Below are 25602 nucleotides of genomic sequence, written 5' to 3' on the forward strand. Positions count from 1 at the left end.
AGCCCGATAGTCCGGCGTGACCTCTTCGGTCAGAAAGAAACTTCGCAACAAAACCCGGATCATTGCTCCAAAACGCAGTTCGGCCCATTGAACAGTTCTGTCACGGGGTCAGGGTTTTCCGAAGAATACCTTAGCGACACGGTTTGACCGCCCAGAAAGGTGACAGTGTCCGCTCCGTCTTGAACATAGCGGATCATCAACTCCATGGCATCACCGTCCAGAGCGCAACGCATCTGACCAGATCCAAACGCTTCGATTGTCACGATGCATGAACCGCCGTCTGTCCCGACAACTGTGCGCTTCATGCTGCCGCGCAGGATTGGCGCCCATGCCTGTTGTTCGAACGGGGCGCATGTCTCGAGCGCTCCTATATAGGCCACAGCCTCCCGTTGAACTCGAAGGGATCCGAAGAAATAACTTATCCCAACAGCGCCAATACCCGCGAGAACAATCAGAACGACGAGGATTCGAAAAAACCATTTCATCAATGCACACCCCCAAAACCCTTAAAGCTAGATGCGAGGTTAGCGCTTCAGCTTCATCTGCGCCAATTCTCTTCCGTCGCCTGTGCTGTGAAAGCGAAACCCTGCTCAACCGCTTTGCCACGCTCAGGTGATCCCTTGGCGCTCTACCTTCTCGGCAGTTTACACACTGCGTTCTGAAAGGTTCAGCATGCCGGCGGCGTCGGACGCCGAAGGGTGCAAATTCGCACCCTTTTCAGCTCAGTGTGGTGGCACGGTTGCCAACTTCGCGGCCCCACGGCCCTTTGGCTTGCCGTCGGGTGACGGCGGTGCAGGTTGTGCGATTTGATGACTTTGACCTTTCTGCCGCTGGTCCAAAACTCAAAATCCTCAACCTGTGTGACCTGCTTTACTGAGCGTGCCTGGAAATCCTGTCAGACTGAGGATGTTAGTAAGTGAGCGTTTAAGAGTATTTGAAACGCAGATTGTAATCATCCCTCCCAGAGTTTAGGGCGCGCAATTGTTCTGCGCGCCCGCTTTTGTCTGTGAGCTTTGTCTGACGCCGCCTACAGCGCCGCAGAGCAGTTGGATTGGCCACCCTTTAAGGCTTGGCAGGCAATATGAAACGGTACCACATCGCCCCTGCCAGTTAGTTCCTCTTTCAGAAGCCAAGAAATCTCGGCCATGGTAACCCTCTTCCTTCGGACAGGCCGCTTCTCTTCCTCGACGCTTTTGCTATCCGAACCAGCGGCTTCGCTCGGATTGGATTCCCGGTTTTTCTTTGAACGTAATTGCTTCTTGAGAATGGAGCGGAATGTCATTTGAACCCCCACGGTGCAGCCCACTAAGTGATATATCCCAATATCGTGGGTGTTTTTGACCGAAATAATGTGAGTATTTGTGGGAATTTCCCCATTAAGGTTATTCAAAGTGTGATAAACGGCTGAAAGGGCAACAAAAAGTCGCAAAATCCCCACGCCATCCGACCTTCCAAAACGTCACGTCACTTCTCAATGCCTACCCAACGGCTTGCGAATTGGCGCTGTTCGGGGGGCTGCGGTGACGGCGGAGCAATCCAGCTTCACCGCCTCTGTATCTAGGTCAACGCAAGCTCACAACGAGAGGCAATACCTCATTGTGAATCCGCTGCGACAACCTGTTAGAGCGGCGCGGACATTGCATTATGACGTGAAAACCCGTCATGATTGCGGAAGAACTGAAGCTTGTGACCTCTCCAATGTGCCAATCCGTTGTGATCGATGGCTATCGTTCGATATCAAGATGTTGTCGTCCAACTGCCCACTCATCGCTATTTTTCTTTCATTTTGCATGAGCAGAATTTCAGTGGGTTGATACGGTTGCCGCTTATTTCAGACGCTGCCCGTTCGCCAGGATCTGGCCATCCCGGGTCATCTCGATCTTCGAAACCAGCGCGTCCTCAGCCCCGCTCGGATCGGGGACAGCAACGATCCCCATCATCATGCGGGCGCCCATTGCGTCGGCCTCCTGCACCAGCCCCATCGCAATCAGCGTGTCGATCAGCCCGTTCGCGCCGCTCAGCGACAGGTCGACGGTTCCGAACGGGATCGGCGGACCCGCCGGCATGGCGGAATTGTCGAACTCCAGGTCGCCGCTGCCCTGCAGCCGCGCGCCCACGGCGGCGATCTCGAGTTGGTTTACAGTCATCTCCAAAGGTTCCGCGGGTACGCCGCCGGATTCGAAAAGCGCCTGAACTTGTGGAAAGTTCAGCCAGTCAACGAGGTTGCGGACCTTGCCCGACAGGTCGAGCGACACCGTTGCCGGATCGCGCGGCAGCGCCTGCCCCGGATCGAACATCGCCCAGATCCCCTCTCCCAGTGATAGCCCTTCCATATTGGCCTGAATGCGCATGTCCTGCGGATCTTCAGAGGCCGAAACCGGCAGTTCCAGGACGCTGCTCATATCGGCGATCCGCGCCGACAGCGGGGCAGGAAGGATTGGACCAAGCGTCATTTCAATATAGCTGTCGCGCGCCAAAATATCCGCAACGAGCCCGTTGTGGTCGAAGTTGTATCTGACTTTCTGCTCGGCGGTTTCGGTGATCTGGCGGGCCAGAACCTCTCCGTCGACCCGGGTGGTCTGACCGTTGGTGTAATCGACCACTTCGGCATCGACGGTGAAGCGCAAGCCTTGTTGCAGTGCTGCGGCCAGATTCATGATGTCCATGCCGCGGCTGGGCAGGTCGACATCGCCTCTGGTGGTCATTTGGCCTGCACCGCCCGTGCCGGTTACAAAACCGCCAGTGGGGTCGGTGAATTCGTACTCGATCTTTTGCGATCCGATCGAGGTCGTGGCTGCAAGTGCAATCAGATCCCCCAGCGTTATATTGGTCTGACCCGACATGTCCGAAAAGTCACCCGAGATCTTCAGCAACATGTCATCGAGCTCGTCCCCACTGGCTTCGATATCGGTGACTGACAGCGTCATCTGACCAACGAAATAGTCCAGCGTGATATCGCCGGGCTCGCCGGTTACAACGCTCCGATGATCCTGCAATTCTAACTCGATGCCCACCCCGAACCTGCCCTCACCGGTGATTTCGGCGGACAGATCCAGCCGGACCGGTTCGACATATTCCATCGTGAGACTGCCATCGTCGTTCTCTGTCAGACGCAGATCGGTCATCGACATCCCGATTGTTCCGGCATCGAAGGGCAGGGCAAAACTGAAATTGATATCGCTGCGTGTCTCGACATTGCCCTCGCGGACAAACGAGGAGGTGGTCTCACCGCCAAGCGTATTTAGAACGGTGGTCTGCGCCGCCCAGAAATCAGCAGCAGAAAGTTCGGCCAGCAGCGGCTGCGGCGCCGCCAGCAAAGCCGCAGTGACCAGAAGGCGACAGCGAGTGGATTGGAACATGAACTATCTACCTTTTCCCGAAGGGGTGAATACCTGCATCCGTTACGCAAACGCTGAGGCAATAGTATGACCATTCCCCGGCGAATTCCCAGCGCGCAGGGATGCACCCGGGGTCTCCCCTTTAATGGTGAATGAAATGCAGCCGTTCAGGCACGGCGTGGCGAGCTTTCTACAGGCAATACGCGGGTCGCGCGAAAGCTGGCTTATCCCCGCGCAGCTATTGCTGGCGCAAAAAAGTCCTCGCTCTTACACGGTTAAAATTCGCCTGCCCAGCAGATTTCACGAAAGCGAATGGAGTGGATGGCTCCTGTTTCATCGGCGTTGCGTTGCGCCATAGTGCAGCTGTCATGAATTGCTTGGAGAGGAACCACTCAACGACAATTGAAACCGTAGATCTCGATCTGGCCAAGGATGTTTTTCAGGTTCACGGGGTCTCCGCGACGTGCCGCAAGATTTTCAATCGCAAGATAAGGCGCGCTAAGTTGCTGGCATTTTTGAGAGCTTGCCGCCATGCATGGTCAGCACTGAAGCACGCGGTTCAGCCAATCATTGGGGTCGCGGCCTTCGCCTACGCGGTGTTTCATACGGTTCTTTACATCATAGACATGGGCAGCTTGCGGGCTATTCTGGGCGAGGCGCTCGCCCTTGGGATCTGGACCGGCTGGCTGGCCTTTTTCATCTTTGTGCCGTTGGCGGCCACATCCAACGACTGGTCGGTGCAACGGATGGGGCCTGCATGGAAAACCCTTCAACGCTGGGTCTATCTCGCGGCGCTTGGCACGCTTCTGCACTGGATTTTCGTTCACAACAATATCGGCCCCGCCTTTGTGCATTTTCTTCCTCTCGCCGGGCTTGAAGCCTATCGGATCTGGTTCAATTCCCGCCGCCGAAACCAACACGTATAGGAGGTACATCATGCGTGGATTGCTACGAACATCCGTCATTACAACCGCCTTGGCCATTCCTGTGGGTGTGAATGCCACCGGATTGCATGAGTGCGAGGAAACGGAACGCGCGTCCTGGCTGTCGCAAGCGGATCTCACTGACAAGTTAGAGGCGCAAGGATGGTCTGTCCGCCGTATGAAAGAAGACGGCGGATGCTGGGAGGTTTATGGCACGAGTCCTGAGGGGCTTAGGGTCGAGGGCTACTTCCATCCTGTCACCGGCGTGCCGGAACTGATCACACAACGCGGGCGTGTCGTGTTTAGGGCAGACTGAGGGCCGTCTCGGGTGCGACGACTTGAACAAAAGGAGTTCCTAATGCTCAATTCCCAGAATTTGCTCGTCGCGGCGCTTATGTGTGTTGTCGCGCCCTCCGTCTCGGCGCAAGATATCACCCTGCCGTTGCGTGAAACGCCCCGACCGCGAACAACCGACGGCGTGCCGCATATCCAACTCGGCATACAGGGAAATCCTGACCTGTCCGCCGAGTTAACTCGTCGGGTCGCGAAGTTTCCCGGCGTTATTGTCGGCGCGCCGCGCGTGTCTTTACCGGGCGCAGTTGGATTTCAACTGACCGATGATATTCCACTTGCAAGGCCAGAGGTGATAGTCGGTGGCAAAGAATTTGCGCATGTGTATCCGGATGGAAGCCTGCACGCCTCACTTAATCCCGAAGTTGCTCGAACTGCGGTCGAGACCGGCTGGGCAATCTCGCATCCTTGGGCCAGCCAGCGAGCGGGTTGGGAAGGTTTTGTGATGATCTACACACCGATTTCGGAGGATGAACTGGAAGTCGTGTTTCGGCTTTTACAAAGCTCCTACACCTATGTAACCGGTCAGTCTCTAGTCGATTGAAATTGACGAGAGGGAACCGGAATTCTCACCCAACCATGCGGTTAGCTTGCGGTGCGTCCCCCTCACCGGAGGGACATGGACTTGGGTTTGACCAGCCCAAAAAAGCTGAGCGGCCAAGGCAGGCTCATAGCCGTCATCCGGCGGTTTTGATCACACGTTCGGTTAGATAGAACGCGCAAAGGCGGGGCAAGCGCTACAACAGCGGCCGATCAGAATTGTAAATCTACGAATAGTCAGTTCGTCACACAGCGACCATATGATTTAAAGATGAGGCAACAATTCAAGACATTCCGCCTTTACCTATCATCTTTGCCGAAATGTCGGCATAAGCCCTCCGCCAGGCCTGTTCGAGTTCTGGAGTAAAATCCTCACCCAGAATGTCAGCCAGTGTCTCAATCAGCGCTTCCTCCATGGGTGCGAAATCTTTCGCGGAAATACCGATTCTGGCGTGATATGAGCCCAGTTCACGGAACCTCTCTGATTGGCCAGCAGCGTCCTGCGCATGCATGATAATCTCACGCAAAGTGGTCAGAAATTTCATTCCCTGCCCGGCAAGGTCTTCTCTGAACAAATGTCGCAGTTCCGGCGCGCGTCGAAAGAGCGCTTCATAGAAGTCGGTTGAAAACCGGTCGAACTCAGACTGCAACCGGTCAAAACTCTGTTTCAACAGTACTTCGTCGCTTCTTTCATTGGGCATGGAAAACTCCGTTCTACACTGACCATGCGATGGTAGCACATCTTGCAAGGATGTCAGAGAATGCCGGTCCATGTGTCTAGCCCCTTGTTTCAGGGCCACTGATCTGGGCTTTCTCTAATATGGTTTCGGGGAGTGGTGGAGCGCTGCTTGAACAAGCGGAGGAATGCCCGTCGTGTCGCCACCCGTTACGACAAAACCACAGAAAGCTACCTCGGCTTCATCGACATCACATCAATCCGCCTCTGGCTGCGCCATTTGTCAACATCACCTGGCCTATTATATCTATACTGCGATTACTGAAGTTCCGAAAATCTCATTTAACCAAAAATCGAGGATAATACATTGCGGTTTGTGGGAGGGGCGCTTTGACCGGCCTGATCACAACACCCCAATCCGCAGGGCCCATGCCCTGCGAGACAACAAGGAAACCGAGATGAAATACGAGAATTTCCAGACTTTCACGGTCGATGCCAAAGACGCCATCGCCACGGTCACTTTTGATTTTGGCACCGTGAATGTTCAGGGCCAGGAAATGCTGGCTGATCTGAACAGCCTTGCAATGCGACTGGAACGCGACCGCAACGTCAAGGTTGTCGTTTTCGAATCCGCCAACCCGGAAATCTGGGTCTGTCACTACGACACCGAACTGCTAAAGGACATGTCGACCGAAACCGTATCGCGTGAAGAGGCTCAGCTGCTTGACCTGCAATCGGTTTGCGAGCGCATCAGCAAGGTTCCGCAGGCCACTATCGCCAAGCTCGAAGGGTTTGCCCGCGGTGGCGGCCACGAGTTGGCGTTGGCCCTAGACATGCGTTTCGCGGTGCGCGGCAAGTTCAAATTCATGCAGATGGAAGTGGGTATGGGTATCCTGCCTTGTGGCGGTGGCGCGTCCCCGCATGGCACGCCAGACCGGTCTTGGTCGCGCGCTGGAAATCATCCTGAGCGCCCAAGACTACGACGCCGACCAGGCCGAAGCAATGGGCACCATCAACAAGGCGCTGAACGCCGACGAGATCGACGAATATGTTGATACTCTGGTAAGGCGCATTGCGCAGTTCCCGGCGGATTCGATCAATGCCTGCAAACAGATGGTCTACGAATCCATCGACAAGCCGATCGACGAGGCGTTGAGAGCCGAAGCCTATTGGCTCTATCAGGCGACCAGCAAAACCCCGGCGATCAAGCGTTTCACTCTCGCAGACGAGCAGGGGCTGGAGCATGACATCGAAAACCAGCGCAACTGGAATGAGCTGGTGATGAAGGTCCAGGACATCAACTGAGTTTCACCGAACGCATTGCCTCGTGCTGCCTCCGGTGGCGCGAGGCATTTGCCGATGTGCATGAAAAGAGATCGAGATGGCACGGCCACTTGTCTGATACACCCGTCCGGGCCAGCGCCGCAGCCGTGATCGAACCTGAAGTAATCATCCTGAACACCGCCAGAAAGACCGTGACGCAGCGATTCGGACCGGAATCCGACCAGATCGGTTCAAAGCAAACGCTGCCAGGTGCAAATCCGGGTCACACGATTTTCTTTATCCAATTCTGTCTCAACCTGTCTCATGCTGAGACAGTTAAGCTCTGCCGGCCAACCACGCGAAACATAGCCATTGCGGCGTGCCGGGCCACGCCTCAACGTCCCGCCAGTTCTTTGAGCGGCACACCCGCCGCATGATTGGGAGGACGAGTGCATGGCACCGACACGCGACGAACAGCTTTGGATGTATCGCCACATGGTCACGAGCCGAAAGTTCGAGGAGACCATTGCGGGCATCTATTTCGAGGGCAAGACGCCCGTCTTCAACATGGCCGATGGCCCGATCCCGGGCGAGATGCATCTCAGCGACGGGCAGGAACCGGTGGCCGTGGGTGTCTGCGCGCATCTCAACGCAGACGACGTGGTGACCGCAACGCACCGGCCGCACCATCAGGCGATCGCCAAGGGTGTTGATCTGGACAAGATGGCGGCCGAGATTTTCGGCAAGAAGACCGGGCTTTCGGGTGGCCGTGGTGGGCACATGCATATCTTCGATGCGGATGTGAACTTTGCCTGTTCCGGCATCATCGCCCAGGGCATGGGTCCGGCGGTGGGCGCCGCCCTTTCGCGCAAGATGCAGGGCAAGCCCGGCGTCGCGGTGGCTTTCCTCGGTGAAGGTGCGGTGAACCAGGGCGCCTGGCACGAAGCCATGAACCTCGCCGCGACTTGGAACCTGCCGTTTGTTTGCGTGATCGAGGACAACGCCTGGGGCATCTCAGTGCCTAAGGAGGCCTCGACCGCGATTGCCAACAACGCCGACCGCGCCGCGGCCTACGGCATCCCCGGCGAGCGGATCGAGGGCAACGACCCCTATGCCATTTACGAAGCGGCAGGCCGCGCCGTTGCGCGCGCCCGCGCCGGAGAAGGTCCGACGCTGCTGGAGATCGAGACCTATCGCCTGGCTGGCCATTTCATGGGCGATGCCGAGGGGTACCGCCCCGAGGGTGAGAAGGATGCGCTTTTCGCCAAGGACCCGATCCCGAAGATGCGGGCCAAACTGTTGGCCGACAATGTCGCCACCGACGCCGAACTGGATGGGATCGAGGCCGAAAGCGCCGCGCGCGTCGAAGCCGCCATCACATTCGCCCGCGAAAGCGAAGACCCGGCACCCGAAGACGCGTTGGCCAAAGTCTTCGCGGCCTGAGATCGACGGAGTATATCATGACCAAATCCAATGAAAGAAAACTCACCATCGCCCGTTCCATGGCCGAGGCCGTGCAGCAGGAGATGCAGATTGACCCCTCCGTCTTTGTGATGGGCGAGGATATCGGCGCCCTGGGCGGCGTCTACGGCAACACCCGCGGGCTTTTGGAGGAATTCGGCTCTGAACGCATCCGCGACACGCCGATCTCGGAAACCGCCTTCATCGGGGCCGCCGTGGGCGCGGCGCAGGACGGCATGCGCCCTGTGGTCGAACTGATGTTCGTCGACTTCTTCGGCGTTTGTTTCGATGCCATCTACAATCTGATGGCCAAGAACACCTATTTCTCGGGTGGCAACTTCAAGGTGCCGATGGTGCTGATGACCTCGACCGGAGGCGGCTACTCCGATGCGGGCCAGCATTCGCAATGTGTCTACGGCACCTTTGCGCATCTGCCGGGCATGAAGGTTGTCGCCCCATCGAACGCCTATGATGCCAAGGGGCTGATGACCGCAGCGATCCGCGACGACAGCCCCGTCGTCTACATGTTCCACAAAGGTCTGCAGGGCATGGGATGGCTCGGCACCGAAGCCGGGGCCACGGTGCATGTGCCGGAAGAGAGCTATACGGTCGAGATCGGCAAGGCCAAGATCGCACGCGAAGGCAAGGACGTGACCATCGTCAGTCTCGGCATGGGTGTGCACAACGCACTGAAAGCAGCGGACAAGCTGGCCGAGCAGGGTGTCAGTGCCGAAGTGGTTGATCTTGTCAGCCTTGTGCCGCTCGACCGTGACACCATTCGTGCCTCGGTTGCCAAGACCGGGCGGCTGATCGTGGTGGACGAAGACTATATGTCCTACGGCGTCTCGGGCGAGATCATCGCCTCGGTGACCGAGCATGACATCTCGGTCCTGAAAGCGGCGCCCAAGCGGATTGCCTTCCCCGACGTGCCGATCCCCTTCGCCCGGGTGATGGAGCAGTTCTGCCTGCCCAACCCGGACAAGATTGTCGCCGCCTGGAACCAGATGAAAGCCGCTTAAGCGACTGATCCAAAACATAAAACATCAATCACCGGGGCCGCCGCCAGCGGCTCCGAACAAGGAAGGACCGCCAACATGGCCACCGATATCGTCATCCCCTCCGACCTCTGGGAAGAAGACGAGGAAACCGTCATCACCGGCTGGCTTGCCGATGACGGCGCATCCGTCGAGGAAGGCGCGCTGATCGCCGAGATCATGACCGCCAAGGTGCAGTACGAGATCCACGCACCCGCCTCGGGCACGCTGAAGATCACCGAGGAGGCCGACGCGGTCGTCGCCAAGGGCGCCGTGATCGGGACCATCGAATGAGCGCGGATCCCACAATCGTGCCCCTCAAGGGCGTGCGCGGCATGATCGCCGACGCCATGGTGAAAAGCCTCGCCACGGCGGCGCAGCTCACCCACCACGGTAGCGCGGATGCGACCGCTCTGATGGCCGAAAAGGCACGGCTGGGCGAGGCCGGCACCAAAGCCTCTGTCGAGGATCTGCTGATGCTTGCAGTGATCCGGGCGCTCAAGAAAAACCCGGGCGGCAACGGCCGGGTCGAGGGCAAGGAGGTGCATCTGCATGAGAGCATCGACCTCGGCGTCGCCATCGCCCTGCCTGGCAACCTGCTGGTCGCGCCCGCGATCTTTGGAGCCGGCGAGATGGATGTGACCGAGCTGCGCGCCGCACGCCAGGATCTGGCCGCGCGGGCCAAGGCCAACAAGCTCAGTGTCACGGAAATGACGGGTGGCACGTTCACCGTATCCAATCTCGGTCTGACGCGGGTCGAACACTTCACCCCGATCATCAACGCACCGCAGATCTGCATTCTGGGCATCGGCAAGCTGACTGATCGCGCCGTGCGCGGCGAAGACGGCGGCATCGAACTCCGGCCCCATGTCGGCCTGTCGCTGACTTTCGACCACCGCGCCATCGACGGCGCACCCGCAGGCGATTTGCTGACCTCCATCTGCGACGAAATCGAGGGGCTGGGACAGTGATCCCCAAGATCTTCAAAAGCGCCGCTGACGGGATAGCGCGGGAGGAGGCGCTGCTGAAAACTGGCAGACCTTCCCTGATCTTGTGGCAGGCCGAGGAAGAGGCCCTTGTCGTGCCCAGATCCTGGGCGCGGCGATCGGGAATAGAAAACCTGAATACCGAGGCGGCCCGGAACGGCTGGCCACTGATGCTGCGCTCCAGCGGGGGCAGTGCGGTGCCACAAGGTTCAGGCACGCTAAACCTCGCGATGGTTCTGCCCGCGGTCCCGGGTTTTACCATCGAAGAGGGCTATCGCGCGATTTGCGGCACCATCGCAGAGGCTCTGACCCGGTACGAAGTGCCTTCGGATGTCGGTGCGGTCGAGGGCGCGTTCTGCGACGGCGCCTGGAACGTCACCGTAGGTGGCAGGAAACTGGCCGGAACGGCACAACGGCGGAGCCGCGCAAACGGCCAGAATGTTGCTCTGATCCATGCGGCAATCCTGCTGGAACGTCCATCCATCGATTTTTGGCCTTTGCTCAGTATGGCGCAGGAGGTCGGGAACGTTCCCGTGCCACCCAAGCCCGAAGCGCATGTCGCGCTCGGTCAGGCGCTTCCCAACACCATGAAAGTCCACTCGTTTATCGGGGGCCTTGCCCGGGCGGCTGAGGACCGCCTCGCCGGGCTTACGTCCGGGTTTCATCAGGCGGCCTGACAAGCCTGAGAACCAACAAAAATCAAACTAGGAGGAGAAGTATGAGTATCCAAACAGAACATCCCAAATTCAAAAAACGGGAATCCGAGGGGCTGAGCCGCCGCGGTTTTCTGGTCAAGTCGGTTCTGGCCGGGGTCAGCGCAACTGCAATCGTAGGGGCTGGAAACAACGCCTTTGCCGCAACTCTAAACGAGGATCAGGCGGCAACGCTGCTGCAGATGGTGCAGGATATCTTTCCTCACCCCGATTTTCTGCCGCTGAGCATTTATCAGGATGTCCTCAAGGGCGTGCTGACCGAAGCTGAGTCGACGGAAGAAACGGCGACCCTGCTTGCCGAAGGATTGAAGGATCTCAACGCGCGGTCGACCGAACTCCATGGCGTCCCCTATGCGGACGTTGACGCCTACGCAAAACGTGAAGGCCTGCTGCGCATCATTCAGGATGGCGCATTCTTCCAGAAACTCAGATGGGCGACCTGGGCGGGAATTTACATCAACCCCGAAGCTTGGCCGCAGTTCGGCTACGAAGGTTCATCCTGGGAGCACGGCGGTTACATCGACCGCGGTTTCAGTGATGCTACCTGGCTACCGCCGGGACCAACACTGGAAGAGCGGATGAAAGCCGTAGGCAAATAAGTGGTTTGGGGGAAACAATCATGACTGCAAAATTTGATCAAGACGACGACAGTGTGGTCGTCATCATCGGTTCGGGTGCTGGGGGTGGAACGCTGGCCAACGAACTAGCGCAAAAGGGCATCTCTTCCGTTGTTCTGGAGGCTGGTGGAGTTTTCGAAAATGACGATATCGAAAACGATGAATGGGGGATGTTCCTCAAGCTGACTGACTTCGACAAGCGGTACTCAGCGGGGGGCTGGCATGGCGCTCAAAACCACCCAACGCTGCCGAACTGGCTGGTTAAAGGGCTTGGTGGATCGACGGTCCATTGGGCCGGGGTTTCTCTGCGCTTCCATGAGCACGAGTTCAAGATGCAAACCGTGAACGGCGATATTCAGGACGCCAATATGGCAGACTGGCCAATCACGCTGGAGGAGTTGGAGCCGTATTACGACCGCGCCGAGATTAAGATGGGCGTGACCGGCAAAGCGACCGGCATGCCGCATCTTCCCTGGAGCAATGACTTCCGCGTGCTGGCCGAAGGCGCACGGCGCGTGGGCTACACCAAGATCGAGTCCGGCCCGATGGCCATCAACTCGGTCGACCGGGACGGCCGCCCCGCCTGTCAGCAGATCGGCTTCTGTATGCAGGGCTGCAAGATCGGCGCCAAATGGTCGACCGACATCACAGAGATCCCGGCGGCGGTCGAAACCGGCAAATGCGAGGTTCGTACCAACTGTATGGTGCTTCAGATCGAGCACGATGAGTCCGGGAAGGCGACCGGCGTGGTCTATGCGGACGCGGATGGCAATCAACAGCGTCAGGCCGCCCGTGTCGTCGCCGTGGCCGGTAACTCTATCGAGACGCCGCGTTTGCTTCTGAACTCCGCCAGTTCGATGTTCCCGGACGGCTTGGCCAACTCTTCCGGTCAGGTCGGCAAGAACTACATGGTTCACGTCAATGGCGGCGTCTACAGCGAGATGCCGGAGCGTGTGCACATCCACCGTGGCACCCAGGTGGCCGGTATCGTTGCCGATGAAGTCCCCAACAATCCCGAACGAGGTTTCATTGGTGGCTATCACCTCGAGAAACTGACGCTGGGCCTCCCGGTCATGTCGCTTTTCCTGAAGCGCGGCAATGGCGCATGGGGCAGGGATCTGGCGCAAGCACTTGAAAGATATGACTATCTGTCAGGTGTTTACATTGTTGGTGAGGATTTGCCGCAAGAGCAGAACGGCATCACGTTGCATGACACCGAAAAGGACCAGCATGGTCTTCCGGTGCCAATCGTAAGCCGTACGCCACACAACAATGACGAGCGCATGCTGAAACATGCCTATGGCGTGATGGACAAAATCCACGATGCGATGGATGCGAAAACGACTCACCATCTGGCCAAGTACCCGGCGAGCCACAACATGGGGACCGCCCGGATGCATGAGGACCCTGCCAGAGGCGTCGTGAACAAGTGGGGTCAGACCCACGATATTCCGAACCTGTTCATTTCGGATGGCAGCGTATTCACCACATCCGGAGCGGCCAATCCCACGTTGACCATTGTCGCGCTGGTGATCCGTCAGGCCGAGTACATCGCGCAAGAGATGAACGCGAACAACATCTGAGCGAAACGATCTCCCCGGTGCGGTCGGGCTTTCGGGCCCGCCGTGCTCGGAGGGGACGTGTCAGAAGCGCGGAGGTACGCCTCCACGCCAGTCAACCAAGGAAGTCAAAAACTCATGGAGGAGAACATGAACAAATATCTGAGCAAGCTCGCGTGCGCTGCGGCTTGCGCCCTTACACTGCCGGTCGCGGCCAGTGCCGAAATGCCCGGCATGCGCGGCACGCAGCATATCGGCATCACCGTGCCCGACGTAGATGAGGCAGTGGAGTTTCTCGTCGATGTCCTGGGCTGTGAATCCTTCTTCTCGTTTGGCCCCTTCGGCCCGTTCGAGGACGATTGGATGACCAAGAACCTCAACGTGAACCGCGAGGCGGTGATCGATGTCATCACGATGGTGCGTTGCGGCAACGGACCGGCTTTCGAAGTGTTCAAATACACCTCGCCGGATCAGAATCTGAACCCGCCTAAGAACAGCGACATCGGCGGTTACCACATCGCGTTCTACGTCGACGACATGCAGATGGCGGTCACCTATCTGCGCGACAACGGCGTGCGTGTGCTGGAGGACCCGCACCCACTAACCGGCACCCCTCTTGAGGGAGAGGAATGGGTCTATTTCCTGTCGCCCTGGGGCATGCAGATGGAAATAGTCAGCTTCCCCGACGGTATCGCCCACGAAAAGAACACCGGTCAGGCGCTGTGGGATCCGCGGTCGTGATCCGCACCGCGTCCTGAGCTGACCGGCTCCGGCGGCGCAGCGCCGCCGGGCCTCCCAACCAGAAGGTGGCCAAGACATGATATTCCAAACCAGCCTGTGCTTGATGCACAAATCGAACGGGTTTCGGTGCCTTCTGGCTTCCCTGTTCCTTGCGCTTTTCTGTCTAAGCTGTGCTGCAAATGCGCATTTCAGCTATTCGGACCCGCGCATCATCCACATTGCCGAGAGGGATGAGGGCGGTTCAGTCGTCCTGATCCGCATGCCGGCACCGCTGGCGCTGCTGCCCGACGACTGGCAAGGCAGCGCAGAGCAACGCCTTCCCCCGTTTGGCGCTGATTTCAACGGAGAGACCGTGCTGGACGTCTCAGCCGTCACGCGCGGCGATGCCGCGCTGCGGGATCGGCTGAGGCGGGCGGTGGCGCTGTGGATCGGTGGGCTGCCCGCGGACGCCCGCGTCGATCAGTATCGGTTCTGGACCGATGACGCCCGCCCGCGTTTTGGCACCCGAAAGGCGGCGCTGACCGCTTTCGATGCGCCCTACGATCCGGGCGCGCTTGCGCAGTTGCCCTATTTCGACCTCACCCTTGATGTGATGCTCTCCGTGCCTCTTGCCAGCCTCTCCAACGAGGTGCGGCTGACATCCGATCTGGGCCGCCAGTTTGAGGTGATCGACAAGTTCGGCACCGTGGTCAAACTGCACCGCGGCGACGCCACCGAAACCAGCGCGGCAATGGGTGTTCTGGATCTGTCCTTTCCACGCACCCGGACAAAAGCGCAAATCCTGTTCGAGGCTGCTCTGAGCGGTGCCGAGCATATCTATCGCGGGCTCGATCATCTGGCGATGATCCTGCTGATTGCCATTGCGGCCAAGGGTTGGCGGCAGGCACTTTCGTGGGCCTCTGCCTTCACGCTTGGGCATATGGTGACATTGGCCGCCGGGCTTTACGGCATCGCGCCAGCGGCGGCGTGGTTCGTGCCGCTGGTGGAGCTGGGCATCGCCCTGTCGATCATCGTGGCCGGGGGTGCGGTGTTCCTGCGACGAGACTACAGGTTTGCCTGGGCCGGCCTGTTGCTTATCGGTCTGGTCCATGGATACGGCTTCGCGGCCTCGGCCTCCGAAGCTCTCTTCGCCGGCCCGTTCGATCCGATGGACCTTGCCGCCTTCGCGCTTGGCCTCGAGCTTTGCCAATTCGCAATCTACGCGCTAGCTCTGCCGATGATCCTGCTTGTCGACAGGATCATGCCAGCGATGCGCTTCGGTTGGCGCCGTGCCGTGGCGCTCAGCGTCGCGGTGGCAGCGTGCTCGGCCGTTATTTCAAGGCTGGCCGAGGTCTCAGGCACGTTCGCAATCGCATGAAGAAACACCATCGCTGCCGCCGGGAGGAGGCCGCAAATCAAGGGAGTGAACAAATGACCAACGAAACCATCCATATTCACCTGAAAGTGGGTGTTCCGACAGAAGACGCGGACGGCTTCGTCGCACTCATGAACGAATTGGTGGAGCGGACGCAAAGAGAACCGGGAACGCTGGTTTACGAATGGTACTCGGTGAATGACGGGCGCACGTGGCACATCCTTGAACGTTACGCAGATGCCGAAAACGGTGATCTTCACGTAAAGGGCTTCGCCGAAAACTACGCAGCGCGGTTCTTTGAGTTGATCGACGGCTGTGAGGCGATCGTTTCGGACAATGCGACGCCGTACATTCGTGGCGTGCTCGAAGGCATCGCACCGCTCTACATCTCGCAGCAAGGCGGTTTCAACCGGTTCTAGACCCTCAAACAGTTCAGCTCGACTAGGGATGGGGAGAGCAGTCAGCCGGCCATACTGCCGGCATGCTCCCATGCGTCGGTTTTCGAAACGCACAGCGCGCTCGGGCAGGCGGCGCCGAAATTGAAGGAACAGGAAATGAGTGAACAGCAATTCGACATGATCGTTGTCGGCGCTGGCCCCGGCGGCTATGTGGCCGCGATCCGCGGCGCACAGCTGGGGCTCAAAGTGGCCTGTGTCGAGCGGGAGCATCTGGGCGGGATCTGCCTCAACTGGGGTTGCATTCCGACCAAGGCGCTGCTGCGGTCGGCCGAAGTGCTGCATCAGGCGCAGCGGGCCAAAGAATTCGGCCTAAAGATCGAGAACCCCACCCACGACCTCGATGCGATGGTCAAGCGCTCGCGCCGGATCGCCAAGCAGCTTTCCGGCGGGATCGGCTTCCTGTTCAAGAAGAACAAGATCACTACCATCATGGGCGATGCGACCTTGACGGGCATTGGCAAAGTCTCGGTCAGAACCAAAGACGGAACCGAGGAATTGGTGGCCAGAAACATCATTCTGGCGACCGGCGCGCGGGCGCGGGAACTGCCGGGGCTGGAAGCAGATGGCAATCGGGTCTGGTCGTATAAACACGCTCTGCAACCGCCGCATGAACCAAAGAAACTGCTGGTGATCGGATCCGGCGCCATCGGCATCGAATTTGCCAGCTTCTACAACGCGCTCGGGGTGGATACCACGGTGGTTGAAGTGATGGACCGTGTCTTGCCGGTCGAAGATGCAGAGATTTCCGCACTGGCGAAGAAGGCTTTCACCAAGCAAGGCATGAAGATCCTTGAAAAATCCTCGGTCACCAAATTGGACCGTGAGGACGACAAGGTGATCGCCCACATCGAGAGCGGCGGAGAGGTCACAGCTCATGAGTTCGACACGGTGATTTCGGCTGTCGGGATTGTCGGCAATATCGAAGGTCTTGGCCTTGAAGAGTCGGGGGTCAATATAGACCGGTCCCATGTTGTCACGGACGAGTACTGTCGCACGGGTGTCGAGGGGCTATTTGCCATCGGTGACGTAGCAGGTGCCCCTTGGCTTGCCCACAAGGCCAGCCATGAAGGCGTGATGGTCGCCGAACTGATCGCGGGGCAGGCGGCGCATCCGGTGAAACCCGAGAGCATCGCAGGCTGCACCTATTGCAACCCGCAGGTAGCCAGCGTCGGCCTGACCGAGGCGCAGGCGATCGAGATCGGTCACGAGGTCAAGATCGGGCGCTTTCCCTTCCAGGGCAATGGCAAGGCCATCGCGCTTGGCGAGCCGCAGGGTCTGATCAAGACCGTTTTCGATGCGAAAACCGGCAAGTTGCTGGGCGCGCATATGATCGGTGCCGAAGTCACCGAGCTGATCCAGGGGTATGTCGTTGGCCAGAAGCTCAAGGCCACCGGGAAGGATCTGTCCGAAACGGTTTTCCCGCATCCCACGCTCAGCGAAATGATGCACGAGAGCACGCTCGATGCGCTTGGCCGGGTCATCCACATGTGACCTGCACCGGATCTCAGGGCCATTTGCTTGGGTGGCACTTAGCCCGCGGTGTGGGCAGCAGACAGTCTGAAATTCAGGAGATTTTGAAATGTCCAAAATTGCACTTCTAACCGGTGGAACGCGCGGCATCGGCGCCGCCATCAGCCGAGCACTGAAAGACGCGGGATATCAGGTCGCCGCGAACTATGCCGGCAACGACGAGGCCGCCGCCAAATTCACCGAAGAAACAGGCATCACAACCTACAAATGGTCGGTTGCCGACTACGACGCCTGTGCCGAAGGGATCGCGAAGGTCGAGGCGGACATTGGTCCAATCGACGTGCTTGTCAACAACGCCGGGATCACTCGCGACGGCATGTTCCACAAAATGACCCGAGAGAAATGGGAGGCCGTGATCGGGACCAACCTGAATGGCCTGTTCAACATGACGCACCCGGTTTGGCCCGGAATGCGCGCGCGTAAATTCGGCAGGGTGATAAATATTTCCTCGGTAAACGGGCAGAAAGGCCAGGCCGGGCAGGCAAACTACTCGGCGGCGAAGGCGGGCGATATCGGTCTGACGCGCGCTCTGGCGCAAGAAGGCGCGCGGGCCGGCATCACCGTGAACGCCGTTTGCCCGGGCTATATCGGCACCGAGATGGTGCGCGCGATCGACGATGAGGTGTTGAACAAACACATCCTTCCACAGATCCCTGTCGGCCGGCTTGGCGAACCCGAGGAAATCGCCCGTTGTGTGGTCTTTCTTGCCTCAGATGACGCGGGCTTCATCACCGGATCGACCATTTCCGCCAATGGCGGACAGTTTTTCGGCTGACCGCTCGGGTGACGTTAAAAACTATGGAGGAACGGCGCATGGGCTCGTACCTAAGCACCTATTCAGATTGGCAAAGCGATCCGCAGGCGTTCTGGGCCAAGGCGGCCGGTGCCGTCGACTGGATCGACCCTCCGAAGCAGGTGCTCGCCGACAGCGCGGCGCCGCTCTTCAGGTGGTTTGCGGACGCGACCTGCAACACCTGTTTCAACGCGGTGGATCGCCATGTCGCAGCCGGCCGAGGCGACCAGCCGGCGATCATCCATGACAGCCCGGTCACAGACAGCAAAACGGTGATCACCTATACCGAACTGCTGGACCACGTATCGCGGCTTGCTGGCGTGCTGGCAGCGCGCGGGGTGAGCAAGGGCGACCGGGTGGTCATCTATATGCCGATGGTGCCCGAGGCGCTGGTGGCGATGCTGGCCTGCGCCCGCATCGGTGCCGTGCACTCGGTCGTCTTTGGCGGGTTTGCGGCGCATGAACTGGTGGTGCGGATCAATGATGCCGAACCAAAGGCCGTAGTCAGCGCCTCTTGCGGGATCGAGGGACAGCGCGTCACTGCCTATAAGCCGCTTCTGGACGAGGCAATTGCGCAGTCTCGGCACAAGCCGGATTTCACCGTCATTCTCCAGCGCCCTCAGGCCCGGGCTGAAATGGTCGCGGGCCGCGATATAGATTGGGATAAGGCCGTGGCCGGGGCCGCGCCGGTGGACTGCACCCCGGTCGGCGGGGCCGACCCTCTTTATATCCTTTATACTTCCGGTACCACCGGCCAGCCGAAGGGCGTCGTGCGTCACAATGGTGGGCATATGGTGGCGCTCCTGTGGACGATGAAGAACATCTACAAAGTCGAAGCAGGCGATGTGTTCTGGGCCGCTTCGGATGTCGGCTGGGTCGTCGGCCACAGCTACATTTGTTACGCGCCGCTGCTGGCCGGTTGCACCACGATGGTGTTCGAAGGTAAGCCCGTCGGCACACCCGATCCCGGTACATTCTGGCGCATCGTAGAAGAGCACGATGTCAAAGTGCTGTTCACTGCGCCGACCGCGCTGCGCGCGATCAAGCGCGAAGATCCCGAGGCAACCTATCTGAAGAAATACGACCTCAACGGTCTTCAGGCCCTGTTTCTGGCAGGCGAACGGGCGGACCCGGACACCATCAGATGGGCCCAAACACATCTGCAGAAACCCGTGATTGATCATTGGTGGCAGACCGAAACCGGCTGGGCCATCGCCGCCAATCCGCTGGGCATCGAAGAATTACCGATCAAACCGGGTTCGCCAGCGGTGCCGATGCCGGGCTATGACATCGAGATCCTCGACGATTCCGGGCATCCGGTTGCCCCCGGCACACTGGGGGCGATCGCCATCAAATTGCCGTTGCCTCCCGGCACGTTGCCGACCTTGTGGAAAGCCGAGGAGCGCTTCCGAAAGAGCTATCTCGATACCTTCCCCGGCTATTACGAGACTGGCGATGCCGGTATCATGGACGAGGACGGCTATGTCTCCATCATGGCCCGCACTGATGACGTCATTAATGTCGCGGGGCACCGCCTGTCGACCGGCGCGATGGAAGAGGTGTTGGCTGCGCATCCTGACGTTGCCGAATGCGCGGTAATCGGGATCGGCGACAAGCTGAAAGGGCAATCGCCGCTGGGGCTCGTCTGCCTCAATGCCGGGGCGAACAGAGCCGAAGACGAGATCGAGAAGGAGTGTGTCGCCTTGGTGCGGCATGAGATCGGACCGGTGGCGGCCTTCAAGAAATGCTTCGTCGTCGACGCTTTGCCGAAAACCAGATCGGGCAAGATCCTGCGTGGTACGATGGTCGCGATCGCGGACGGAGCGGCCTGGAAAATGCCGGCAACAATCGATGATCCAACCACGCTAGACGCCATTGCCGAACAGATTGGCGGGCTCGGCGAGGCAACCTCATAACCAGGGACTGAGAGGACATTCCAATGGTAAAAGACGTCGTCATTCTTGATGGAGCTCGCACCGCGATCGGTACATTCGGTGGTTCGCTAGCCGGAACACCCCCCACGGCGCTGGCCGCGGCAGTGGCAAAAGAAGCGATGGCCCGATCTCAGGTCGACCCGGCGCAGATCGGGCATTCGGTGTTTGGGCACGTGATCAACACCGAAGCAAAAGACATGTATATGGGCCGTGTCGCAGCGGTCGAGGCCGGGGTCTCGGAAGACGCGCCCGGATTGACGGCCAACCGCCTTTGCGGCTCGGGCGCGCAAGCCATTGTCTCGGCGGCGCAGCACATCATGCTGGGCGATGTCGAGTATGCCCTGGCGGGCGGCGCCGAAAGCATGTCACGTTCGCCGCATTCGTCGCAGGCGATCCGCGCTGGCATGAAAATGGGTGATCCCCAGTTCACCGATATGATGGTTGGAGCCCTGAACGATCCCTTCGGCGTCGGTCACATGGGTGTTACAGCCGAAAATGTTGCCACCGAAAACGGTATCAGCCGCGAAAAGCAGGACGCCTTTGCAGTTGAAAGCCAGAAACGTGCAGCAGCGGCCATCAAAGCGGGGCGTTTCAAGAGTCAGATTCTGCCGATTGAAGTGAAGGCTCGGCGCCAGGTTATGTCTTTTGACACGGACGAACACCCCAAAGCCGGCACTACAATGGACACTCTGGCCAAACTGCGCCCGGCCTTTAAAAAGTATGGTTCGGTCACCGCCGGCAACGCCTCGGGCATCAATGACGGCGCTGCCGCGCTGGTGCTGTCCTCGGCTGATGCAGCTGAACGGGCGGGTTTGAAACCGCGCGCGCGCTTGCTGGGATATGCCCATGCCGGGGTTCGGCACGAAGTCATGGGAATCGGCCCGATTCCCGCGGTCGGCAAGCTCCTGCAAAACCTCGGAATGAACGTTGATCAGTTCGATGTGATTGAATCCAATGAGGCCTTTGCAGCACAGGCCTGCGCCGTAAACGCTGGCCTCGGGCTCGACACCGACAAGGCGAACCCCAACGGAGGCGCCATCGCGCTTGGCCATCCGATCGGTGCGACGGGCGCGATCATCTCGATCAAGGCGCTTTACGAGTTGGAACGGATCGGCGGACAATTCGGACTTGTTACCATGTGCATCGGTGGCGGGCAGGGCATTGCCCTGGCCTTCGAACGCCTGAACTGACAGGTTTTTCGGGACTTCGGGAAAAGAGACAGGAGGAGACGCACATGCCAACCGAAATTCCGACGCCGGGCGCAAAGGAACTGGCACAGACCGGTCTGCGCATGATGCTGCTGACCCAGCGTGCGCTTGCCGCCAGTACAAAAATGGGGACCAGAACGCTTGCACAGGCCACTGGCGCTGAATATTCATTGATGGATACGGCGACCTTGTCACAGGCTTATGGGAACGTCTGGTCCGACTTGCTGTCTCAGCCGCAAAAACTCTGGTCAGCGCAAATCAAGGCCAGCACCGGCGTCGCCCGGGCCTGGACCACCTTGCTCACCGGAGGTCCGGCAGAAAGTGACGAGACACCGGCCGACCGGCGCTTCAAGGACCCGAGCTGGTCGGACGATCCTGCGGCAAGGATGTATCGCGACGTCTACCTCGCCTTCGAAGAAGCAATTGGCTCGCTGCTGGATGATCTTGACGAAGCGTCGAAAGACCACCTTCGGGTGAAATTCTACACCCGGCAGATGCTCAGCGCGCTGTCGCCTTCAAACTACCTCGCCGCCAACGCCTCAGTCCGCAACGAATTGATTGAGACGCAGGGGGCAAGCTTGCTTGATGGGATCGAGAACCTGCTGGACGATCTGGAACGGGGAGAGGGGCGGCTGGACATCGCGACCAACGATCCGAGAGCATTCGAAGTTGGTGTCGATCTGGCAACCACCGAAGGAGAGGTGGTCTTTCAGAACGAGCTGATGCAGCTTATCCAGTACCATCCGCGCACCGACCGGCAGCATGCAATCCCGTTCCTTTTCGTGCCGGCTTGGATCAACAAGTTCTACATCCTCGACATGCGGCCCGGGAACAGCCTGATCAGGTACATGCTGGATCGCGGGCACTCGGTCTTCGTGATTTCCTGGGTCAATCCGACCAAGGAACATGCCGACAAGAACTTCACCGACTACATGACACTCGGACCGCTTGCTGCGCTTGACGCCATCCGGGGCATCACCAAGCAGGACAAAGCCAATATCCTGGGTTTCTGTATCGGCGGCATCCTGGTGACTGCAACACTCGGTTACCTGGCCGCCATGGGGGACGATCGTATCAACTCGGCGACCACCCTCGCCACCATGGTGGATTTCAATGACGTGGGCGAGATCGGCGTCTTTATCGACGAAAACCGACTCGAGGTGTTGCGCAGCCACACGGCCGAAAAGGGTTATCTCGAGGCACATCACCTGCAGGACATGTTCTCGATGCTGCGCGAGAACGACCTGATCTGGTCTTTCTACGAGGCCAATTACTTGCGGGGCCGCAAGCCTCGCCCGTTCGATCTCCTGTTCTGGAATTCCGATTCCACGCGTCTGCCTGCGGCGATGTTGTTGTGGTACCTTGAAAAAATCTATCTCGAAAACCGGTTGCGCCAACCGGGGGGGCTGGAAATGAACGGGGTCAGCATCGACATCACCAAGATCAGTACCCCGTGCTTCATTTTGGCCACTCAAGACGATCACATTGCGCCATGGACCTCGATCTACCCGACCACTCAATTGCTGGGAGGTGAGGTGGAATTTGTTCTCGGCGGATCGGGCCATATCGCCGGAGTGATCAATCCGCCTTCAACCACACGCCAGAAATACGGCTATTGCACAGCAGAGAATTATCCTGAAACATCCGAAAAGTTCCTTGCGCGGGCGGACAGGCACGAAGGCAGTTGGTGGCCGCACTGGGCCGATTGGATCGAAGCCCGGGACAACAAGATGGTCGCCGCTCGAAAACCGGCAAAACGCGGCAAATTCAAATCGATCGAAGCGGCGCCCGGAAGCTATGTCAGAGCGCACTGATCGCAACATCGCAACCATGTTTGGGTCAGTCACAAACGGGAACCGGCGCCACCCAACACGGCTTGAAATAGGGCACCAATTGCCGGGCGACCCTAGCTGGGGCGGCTGAGGCCGTACTGTTTTATTTTTCGGTTGATCGTCGCGCGCCCTATGCCAAGGTTCCGGGCGGCCTGAGAGACATTCCAGCGTGTGCTTGTCAGTGCGTCCAGCAACATTGAACGTTCATCGTAAAGCGCACGATGCGGGCGGTCCAAAGCCAGGCTCTGTTTGTTCCGCCGTGACGGACCATCCAAACGGATCTGGGTAGCCCGCAGATCGACAAGCGATATGCGCTGCCCATTACCCTCCATGAGCGCCTGTTGCAGGACGTTGCGCAACTCACGCAGGTTGCCTGGCCAGTCATGGGCGGCGAGCGCCCCCATTGTTTCCGCAGTGATCTCAGTCTCTGCGTCCGAAAGCCGTGCGGCGAGCGCCTGTACAATGGCTTCGGGCCGTTCACGCGAACGAAGTGGGGGAACCACGAGCGTAGCGCTCGCCAAGAGGTAATAGAGATCCTCGCGAAATGAGCCGTCTTCGACCGATGATCTGAGTGGATTTCGGGCGATCCCGATAACTCGCAAATTTGTTGATTGGTGAGCGGTACCAGCCGCGATGCCACCTTGCTCGATATCGTTCAGCAGGTTGCGCAGCCCGGCTTGCGCATGGTCTGGCATCTCATCGATATTGTCGAAAACCAGCGTGGATAGACCCTGATCGGAGGCCGAGAGAGAACCGATAACACGAGCCTGTTCGACCAACGTCCGAAAATAGCTACGGTCCTCGGTGTCACTACCAAGCGACGCGCAATCCACCGTCACGACACGGTCCGACGCGAGGCCCGCAGTCTCGAGGATGGCAGCAACCAGGGCCGACTTTCCAGTGCCTGACTCTCCCTCGATCACAAACGGTAGTGCGCGTTGAAAAAGCGCGTCCGCGCGCGTGCAAAGGGCAGCCATGGTTTCGCTACCGGTCGCCAGTTCCTGAAACGATGGCGCAAGTCGTCTGCGTAGCGGCTTGGGTGGCGGATTTGTGGGCGCAGTGCTTGGGACATGGCTGGAATAGCTTTTGCGGGTCTGCACCCGGGTCTTCAGGTTGAGCAGGGGGCCATTGTCCGAGCGCACACTCACCATGCGCTCGGGGACCCGATCAAGTGCCGCCGCGTCGGCACCGAAGACTGCATCAAAGGATCTACCTGCCAGGTGCGACGGAGCGTCTAGTCCAAGAAGAAGATGTGCATTTGCGGTTGATCCAAGGATTTTCCCCTCCTCGTTAATCGCCACGAGTTCATTGTTCCTCAGCAGGTCACCATGGCCCGGTGGGGACAGCGAAATGATCTGGTTCTCCGCGAATTTCCGTTCGAACAGAATGCGCTGAACCCGCTCGGACGCGGCCCCGAGAAGCTGGCTGGCAAACATGTAGTCGGCCGGATTGCCACGGTCGATGACGGAAATGTTGACTGCGCCAACCTTTTGGTTGTCGGCGTCCAAAAGCGGAACCGCCGTGCAGGCAAACGGGCTGAGCTTGGAAAAAAAGTGCTGCTCACCGCGCACGGTAAAAGCTCTGCCTTCGGACATGGCCATCGAAACGCCATTGGTTCCGGCAACGCGCTCATCCCAGACAGATCCCAGCGCTATTCCATTCCAGTCGACCCCCTGTTTTCCCGCGTCCCTGCTTTCCAAACGCACGAGAATACCGTCTACATCCGTCACTATCATGCACTGGCCGGCCCTGACCACCGCCTCGGCCAGTTGCCGGAAAACTCCCTGTCGACCGCCAGTGCGTTCGACCATTTCTTCCAGGCGAGGTGTAACTTCGGTGGATTGGAGGCGCATGATCGGACGCTGCGTGTCGCGCAGAAGCTTGTGCTTCTGCTCACACCGTTGCCAGGAGGCGCTGATTGCGCTTTCCAAGCCTTGCGATTTCTGGATCCCGATCATGGCTCCTCCCAACGGGAACTTAACGTATCAACCCTTTGCGCCAAAGCACTTCAATCAACTTATTTGTTGGTCCAGGCCCTAAGTTGAACGGACAACCTCACGCGGTCAGTTCCGCCGGATAACCTCATCCAATGAGGGGGAGGGAGGTCAAGATGCCTAAATTCTCCTTGTTTTCAGTTATTTGCTCTTATGGTCGGCGACTCTGAAAATCCCGGATCAACCCAACACCATAAGCAACTTCGCCAGATATTCAGATCAGTCCAGTCCAACAAACAGGTGTCTCATTCTGTCTCAAACTGTCCCAAGTTGAGACAGTTATTGTGGTGCTGGCAG

At 58.8% G+C, this 25602-nt stretch carries 25 protein-coding genes; 20 read left to right on the forward strand and 5 right to left on the reverse strand.

The features are described 5' to 3' along the window. Nucleotides 1–59 precede the first annotated feature (59 nt). From GOX53_RS25745 to GOX53_RS25755, 3 genes are all read right to left on the reverse strand, one after another. Nucleotides 60–485: a hypothetical protein gene (locus GOX53_RS25745; RefSeq protein ID WP_171181486.1), complete on the reverse strand. Its 426-nt coding sequence runs from the start codon at nucleotides 483–485 to the stop codon at nucleotides 60–62. A gap of 542 nt (nucleotides 486–1027) precedes the next feature. Further along, the gene (locus tag GOX53_RS25750) at nucleotides 1028–1438 is read right to left on the reverse strand and encodes a hypothetical protein (protein ID WP_171181488.1); all 411 of its coding nucleotides are present in this window, start codon (nucleotides 1436–1438) and stop codon (nucleotides 1028–1030) included. A 388-nt stretch (nucleotides 1439–1826) separates the two neighbouring features. Next, nucleotides 1827–3359, reverse strand: a complete 1533-nt coding sequence (locus GOX53_RS25755; protein WP_171181490.1) for a DUF2125 domain-containing protein — start codon at nucleotides 3357–3359, stop codon at nucleotides 1827–1829. 131 nt (nucleotides 3360–3490) lie between these two features. Here GOX53_RS25755 and GOX53_RS25760 point away from each other — a divergent pair, with 131 nt between their 5' ends. The 3 genes from GOX53_RS25760 to GOX53_RS25770 are packed head-to-tail and all read left to right on the forward strand — an operon-like array spanning nucleotide 3491 to nucleotide 5156. Beyond that, nucleotides 3491–4264: a ferric reductase-like transmembrane domain-containing protein gene (locus GOX53_RS25760; RefSeq protein ID WP_254446793.1), complete on the forward strand. Its 774-nt coding sequence runs from the start codon at nucleotides 3491–3493 to the stop codon at nucleotides 4262–4264. Nucleotides 4265–4274: 10 nt separating this feature from the next. Then, nucleotides 4275–4577 carry a PepSY domain-containing protein gene (locus GOX53_RS25765; RefSeq protein WP_171181493.1) on the forward strand — a complete coding sequence of 101 codons (303 nt, stop codon included), beginning with the start codon at nucleotides 4275–4277 and terminating at the stop codon, nucleotides 4575–4577. 42 nt (nucleotides 4578–4619) lie between these two features. Next, a complete protein-coding gene (locus GOX53_RS25770; RefSeq protein ID WP_171181494.1) occupies nucleotides 4620–5156 on the forward strand; it encodes a luciferase family protein in 537 nt (178 codons plus the stop codon). 280 nt (nucleotides 5157–5436) lie between these two features. Here the strand turns inward: GOX53_RS25770 and GOX53_RS25775 are convergent, their stop codons facing one another. After that, nucleotides 5437–5853: a globin domain-containing protein gene (locus GOX53_RS25775; protein WP_171181496.1), complete on the reverse strand. Its 417-nt coding sequence runs from the start codon at nucleotides 5851–5853 to the stop codon at nucleotides 5437–5439. Between the two features lie 433 nt (nucleotides 5854–6286). On the opposite strand from GOX53_RS25775, the gene GOX53_RS25785 reads away from it, so the two are divergent. The 17 genes from GOX53_RS25785 to GOX53_RS25860 all read left to right on the forward strand — a co-directional run bounded on the left by GOX53_RS25785 (nucleotide 6287) and on the right by GOX53_RS25860 (nucleotide 23293). Beyond that, on the forward strand, nucleotides 6287–6883 hold the full coding sequence (locus GOX53_RS25785; RefSeq protein WP_254446795.1) for an enoyl-CoA hydratase/isomerase family protein: 597 nt from the start codon (nucleotides 6287–6289) through the stop codon (nucleotides 6881–6883). Further along, nucleotides 6792–7133, forward strand: coding sequence for an enoyl-CoA hydratase/isomerase family protein (locus tag GOX53_RS29985; RefSeq protein WP_254446798.1), 342 nt, complete (start codon nucleotides 6792–6794; stop codon nucleotides 7131–7133). Before GOX53_RS25785 ends, GOX53_RS29985 begins: the two co-directional genes overlap by 92 nt. A 411-nt stretch (nucleotides 7134–7544) precedes the next feature. Beyond that, nucleotides 7545–8534: a thiamine pyrophosphate-dependent dehydrogenase E1 component subunit alpha gene (locus tag GOX53_RS25790; protein ID WP_254446797.1), complete on the forward strand. Its 990-nt coding sequence runs from the start codon at nucleotides 7545–7547 to the stop codon at nucleotides 8532–8534. 17 nt (nucleotides 8535–8551) lie between these two features. Beyond that, nucleotides 8552–9571, forward strand: coding sequence for an alpha-ketoacid dehydrogenase subunit beta (locus GOX53_RS25795; protein WP_171181498.1), 1020 nt, complete (start codon nucleotides 8552–8554; stop codon nucleotides 9569–9571). 75 nt (nucleotides 9572–9646) lie between these two features. Further along, on the forward strand, nucleotides 9647–9880 hold the full coding sequence (locus tag GOX53_RS25800) for a biotin/lipoyl-containing protein (RefSeq protein WP_171181499.1): 234 nt from the start codon (nucleotides 9647–9649) through the stop codon (nucleotides 9878–9880). Next, complete coding sequence (locus tag GOX53_RS25805; protein WP_171181501.1) at nucleotides 9877–10557, forward strand: 2-oxo acid dehydrogenase subunit E2; 681 nt, start codon at nucleotides 9877–9879, stop codon at nucleotides 10555–10557. Before GOX53_RS25800 ends, GOX53_RS25805 begins: the two co-directional genes overlap by 4 nt. Beyond that, nucleotides 10554–11249, forward strand: coding sequence for a hypothetical protein (locus GOX53_RS25810; RefSeq protein WP_171181503.1), 696 nt, complete (start codon nucleotides 10554–10556; stop codon nucleotides 11247–11249). The genes GOX53_RS25805 and GOX53_RS25810 overlap by 4 nt, the downstream gene beginning before the upstream one ends. A gap of 41 nt (nucleotides 11250–11290) precedes the next feature. Further along, nucleotides 11291–11884, forward strand: a complete 594-nt coding sequence (locus GOX53_RS25815; RefSeq protein ID WP_171181505.1) for a gluconate 2-dehydrogenase subunit 3 family protein — start codon at nucleotides 11291–11293, stop codon at nucleotides 11882–11884. Nucleotides 11885–11904: 20 nt separating this feature from the next. Beyond that, a complete protein-coding gene (locus tag GOX53_RS25820; RefSeq protein WP_171181507.1) occupies nucleotides 11905–13485 on the forward strand; it encodes a GMC family oxidoreductase in 1581 nt (526 codons plus the stop codon). A 126-nt stretch (nucleotides 13486–13611) separates the two neighbouring features. Further along, on the forward strand, nucleotides 13612–14202 hold the full coding sequence (locus GOX53_RS25825) for a VOC family protein (protein ID WP_217351940.1): 591 nt from the start codon (nucleotides 13612–13614) through the stop codon (nucleotides 14200–14202). A gap of 76 nt (nucleotides 14203–14278) precedes the next feature. Next, on the forward strand, nucleotides 14279–15559 hold the full coding sequence (locus GOX53_RS25830; RefSeq protein WP_171181509.1) for a HupE/UreJ family protein: 1281 nt from the start codon (nucleotides 14279–14281) through the stop codon (nucleotides 15557–15559). 53 nt (nucleotides 15560–15612) lie between these two features. Next, a complete protein-coding gene (locus GOX53_RS25835; protein ID WP_171181510.1) occupies nucleotides 15613–15975 on the forward strand; it encodes a putative quinol monooxygenase in 363 nt (120 codons plus the stop codon). Between the two features lie 135 nt (nucleotides 15976–16110). Then, the gene (lpdA, locus tag GOX53_RS25840; protein ID WP_171181513.1) at nucleotides 16111–17505 is read left to right on the forward strand and encodes a dihydrolipoyl dehydrogenase; all 1395 of its coding nucleotides are present in this window, start codon (nucleotides 16111–16113) and stop codon (nucleotides 17503–17505) included. Between the two features lie 88 nt (nucleotides 17506–17593). Beyond that, on the forward strand, nucleotides 17594–18319 hold the full coding sequence (gene phbB / locus GOX53_RS25845; RefSeq protein WP_171181515.1) for an acetoacetyl-CoA reductase: 726 nt from the start codon (nucleotides 17594–17596) through the stop codon (nucleotides 18317–18319). A 38-nt stretch (nucleotides 18320–18357) separates the two neighbouring features. Further along, nucleotides 18358–20253, forward strand: a complete 1896-nt coding sequence (locus GOX53_RS25850) for a propionyl-CoA synthetase (RefSeq protein ID WP_171181517.1) — start codon at nucleotides 18358–18360, stop codon at nucleotides 20251–20253. A gap of 23 nt (nucleotides 20254–20276) precedes the next feature. Further along, nucleotides 20277–21461, forward strand: coding sequence for a beta-ketothiolase BktB (bktB, locus tag GOX53_RS25855; RefSeq protein ID WP_171181519.1), 1185 nt, complete (start codon nucleotides 20277–20279; stop codon nucleotides 21459–21461). A gap of 44 nt (nucleotides 21462–21505) precedes the next feature. Next, nucleotides 21506–23293, forward strand: coding sequence for an alpha/beta hydrolase (locus GOX53_RS25860; protein WP_171181521.1), 1788 nt, complete (start codon nucleotides 21506–21508; stop codon nucleotides 23291–23293). Nucleotides 23294–23385: 92 nt separating this feature from the next. Here GOX53_RS25860 and GOX53_RS25865 read toward each other — a convergent pair whose 3' ends face one another. Then, nucleotides 23386–25269 (reverse strand): sigma-54-dependent Fis family transcriptional regulator, encoded by a 1884-nt coding sequence (locus GOX53_RS25865; RefSeq protein WP_171181523.1) that lies wholly within the window; start codon nucleotides 25267–25269, stop codon nucleotides 23386–23388. Nucleotides 25270–25602: the final 333 nt, after the last annotated feature.

The organism is Ruegeria sp. HKCCD8929 (genome assembly GCF_013031405.1).
In the GTDB taxonomy this organism is placed as follows: Bacteria; Pseudomonadota; Alphaproteobacteria; order Rhodobacterales; family Rhodobacteraceae; genus Ruegeria.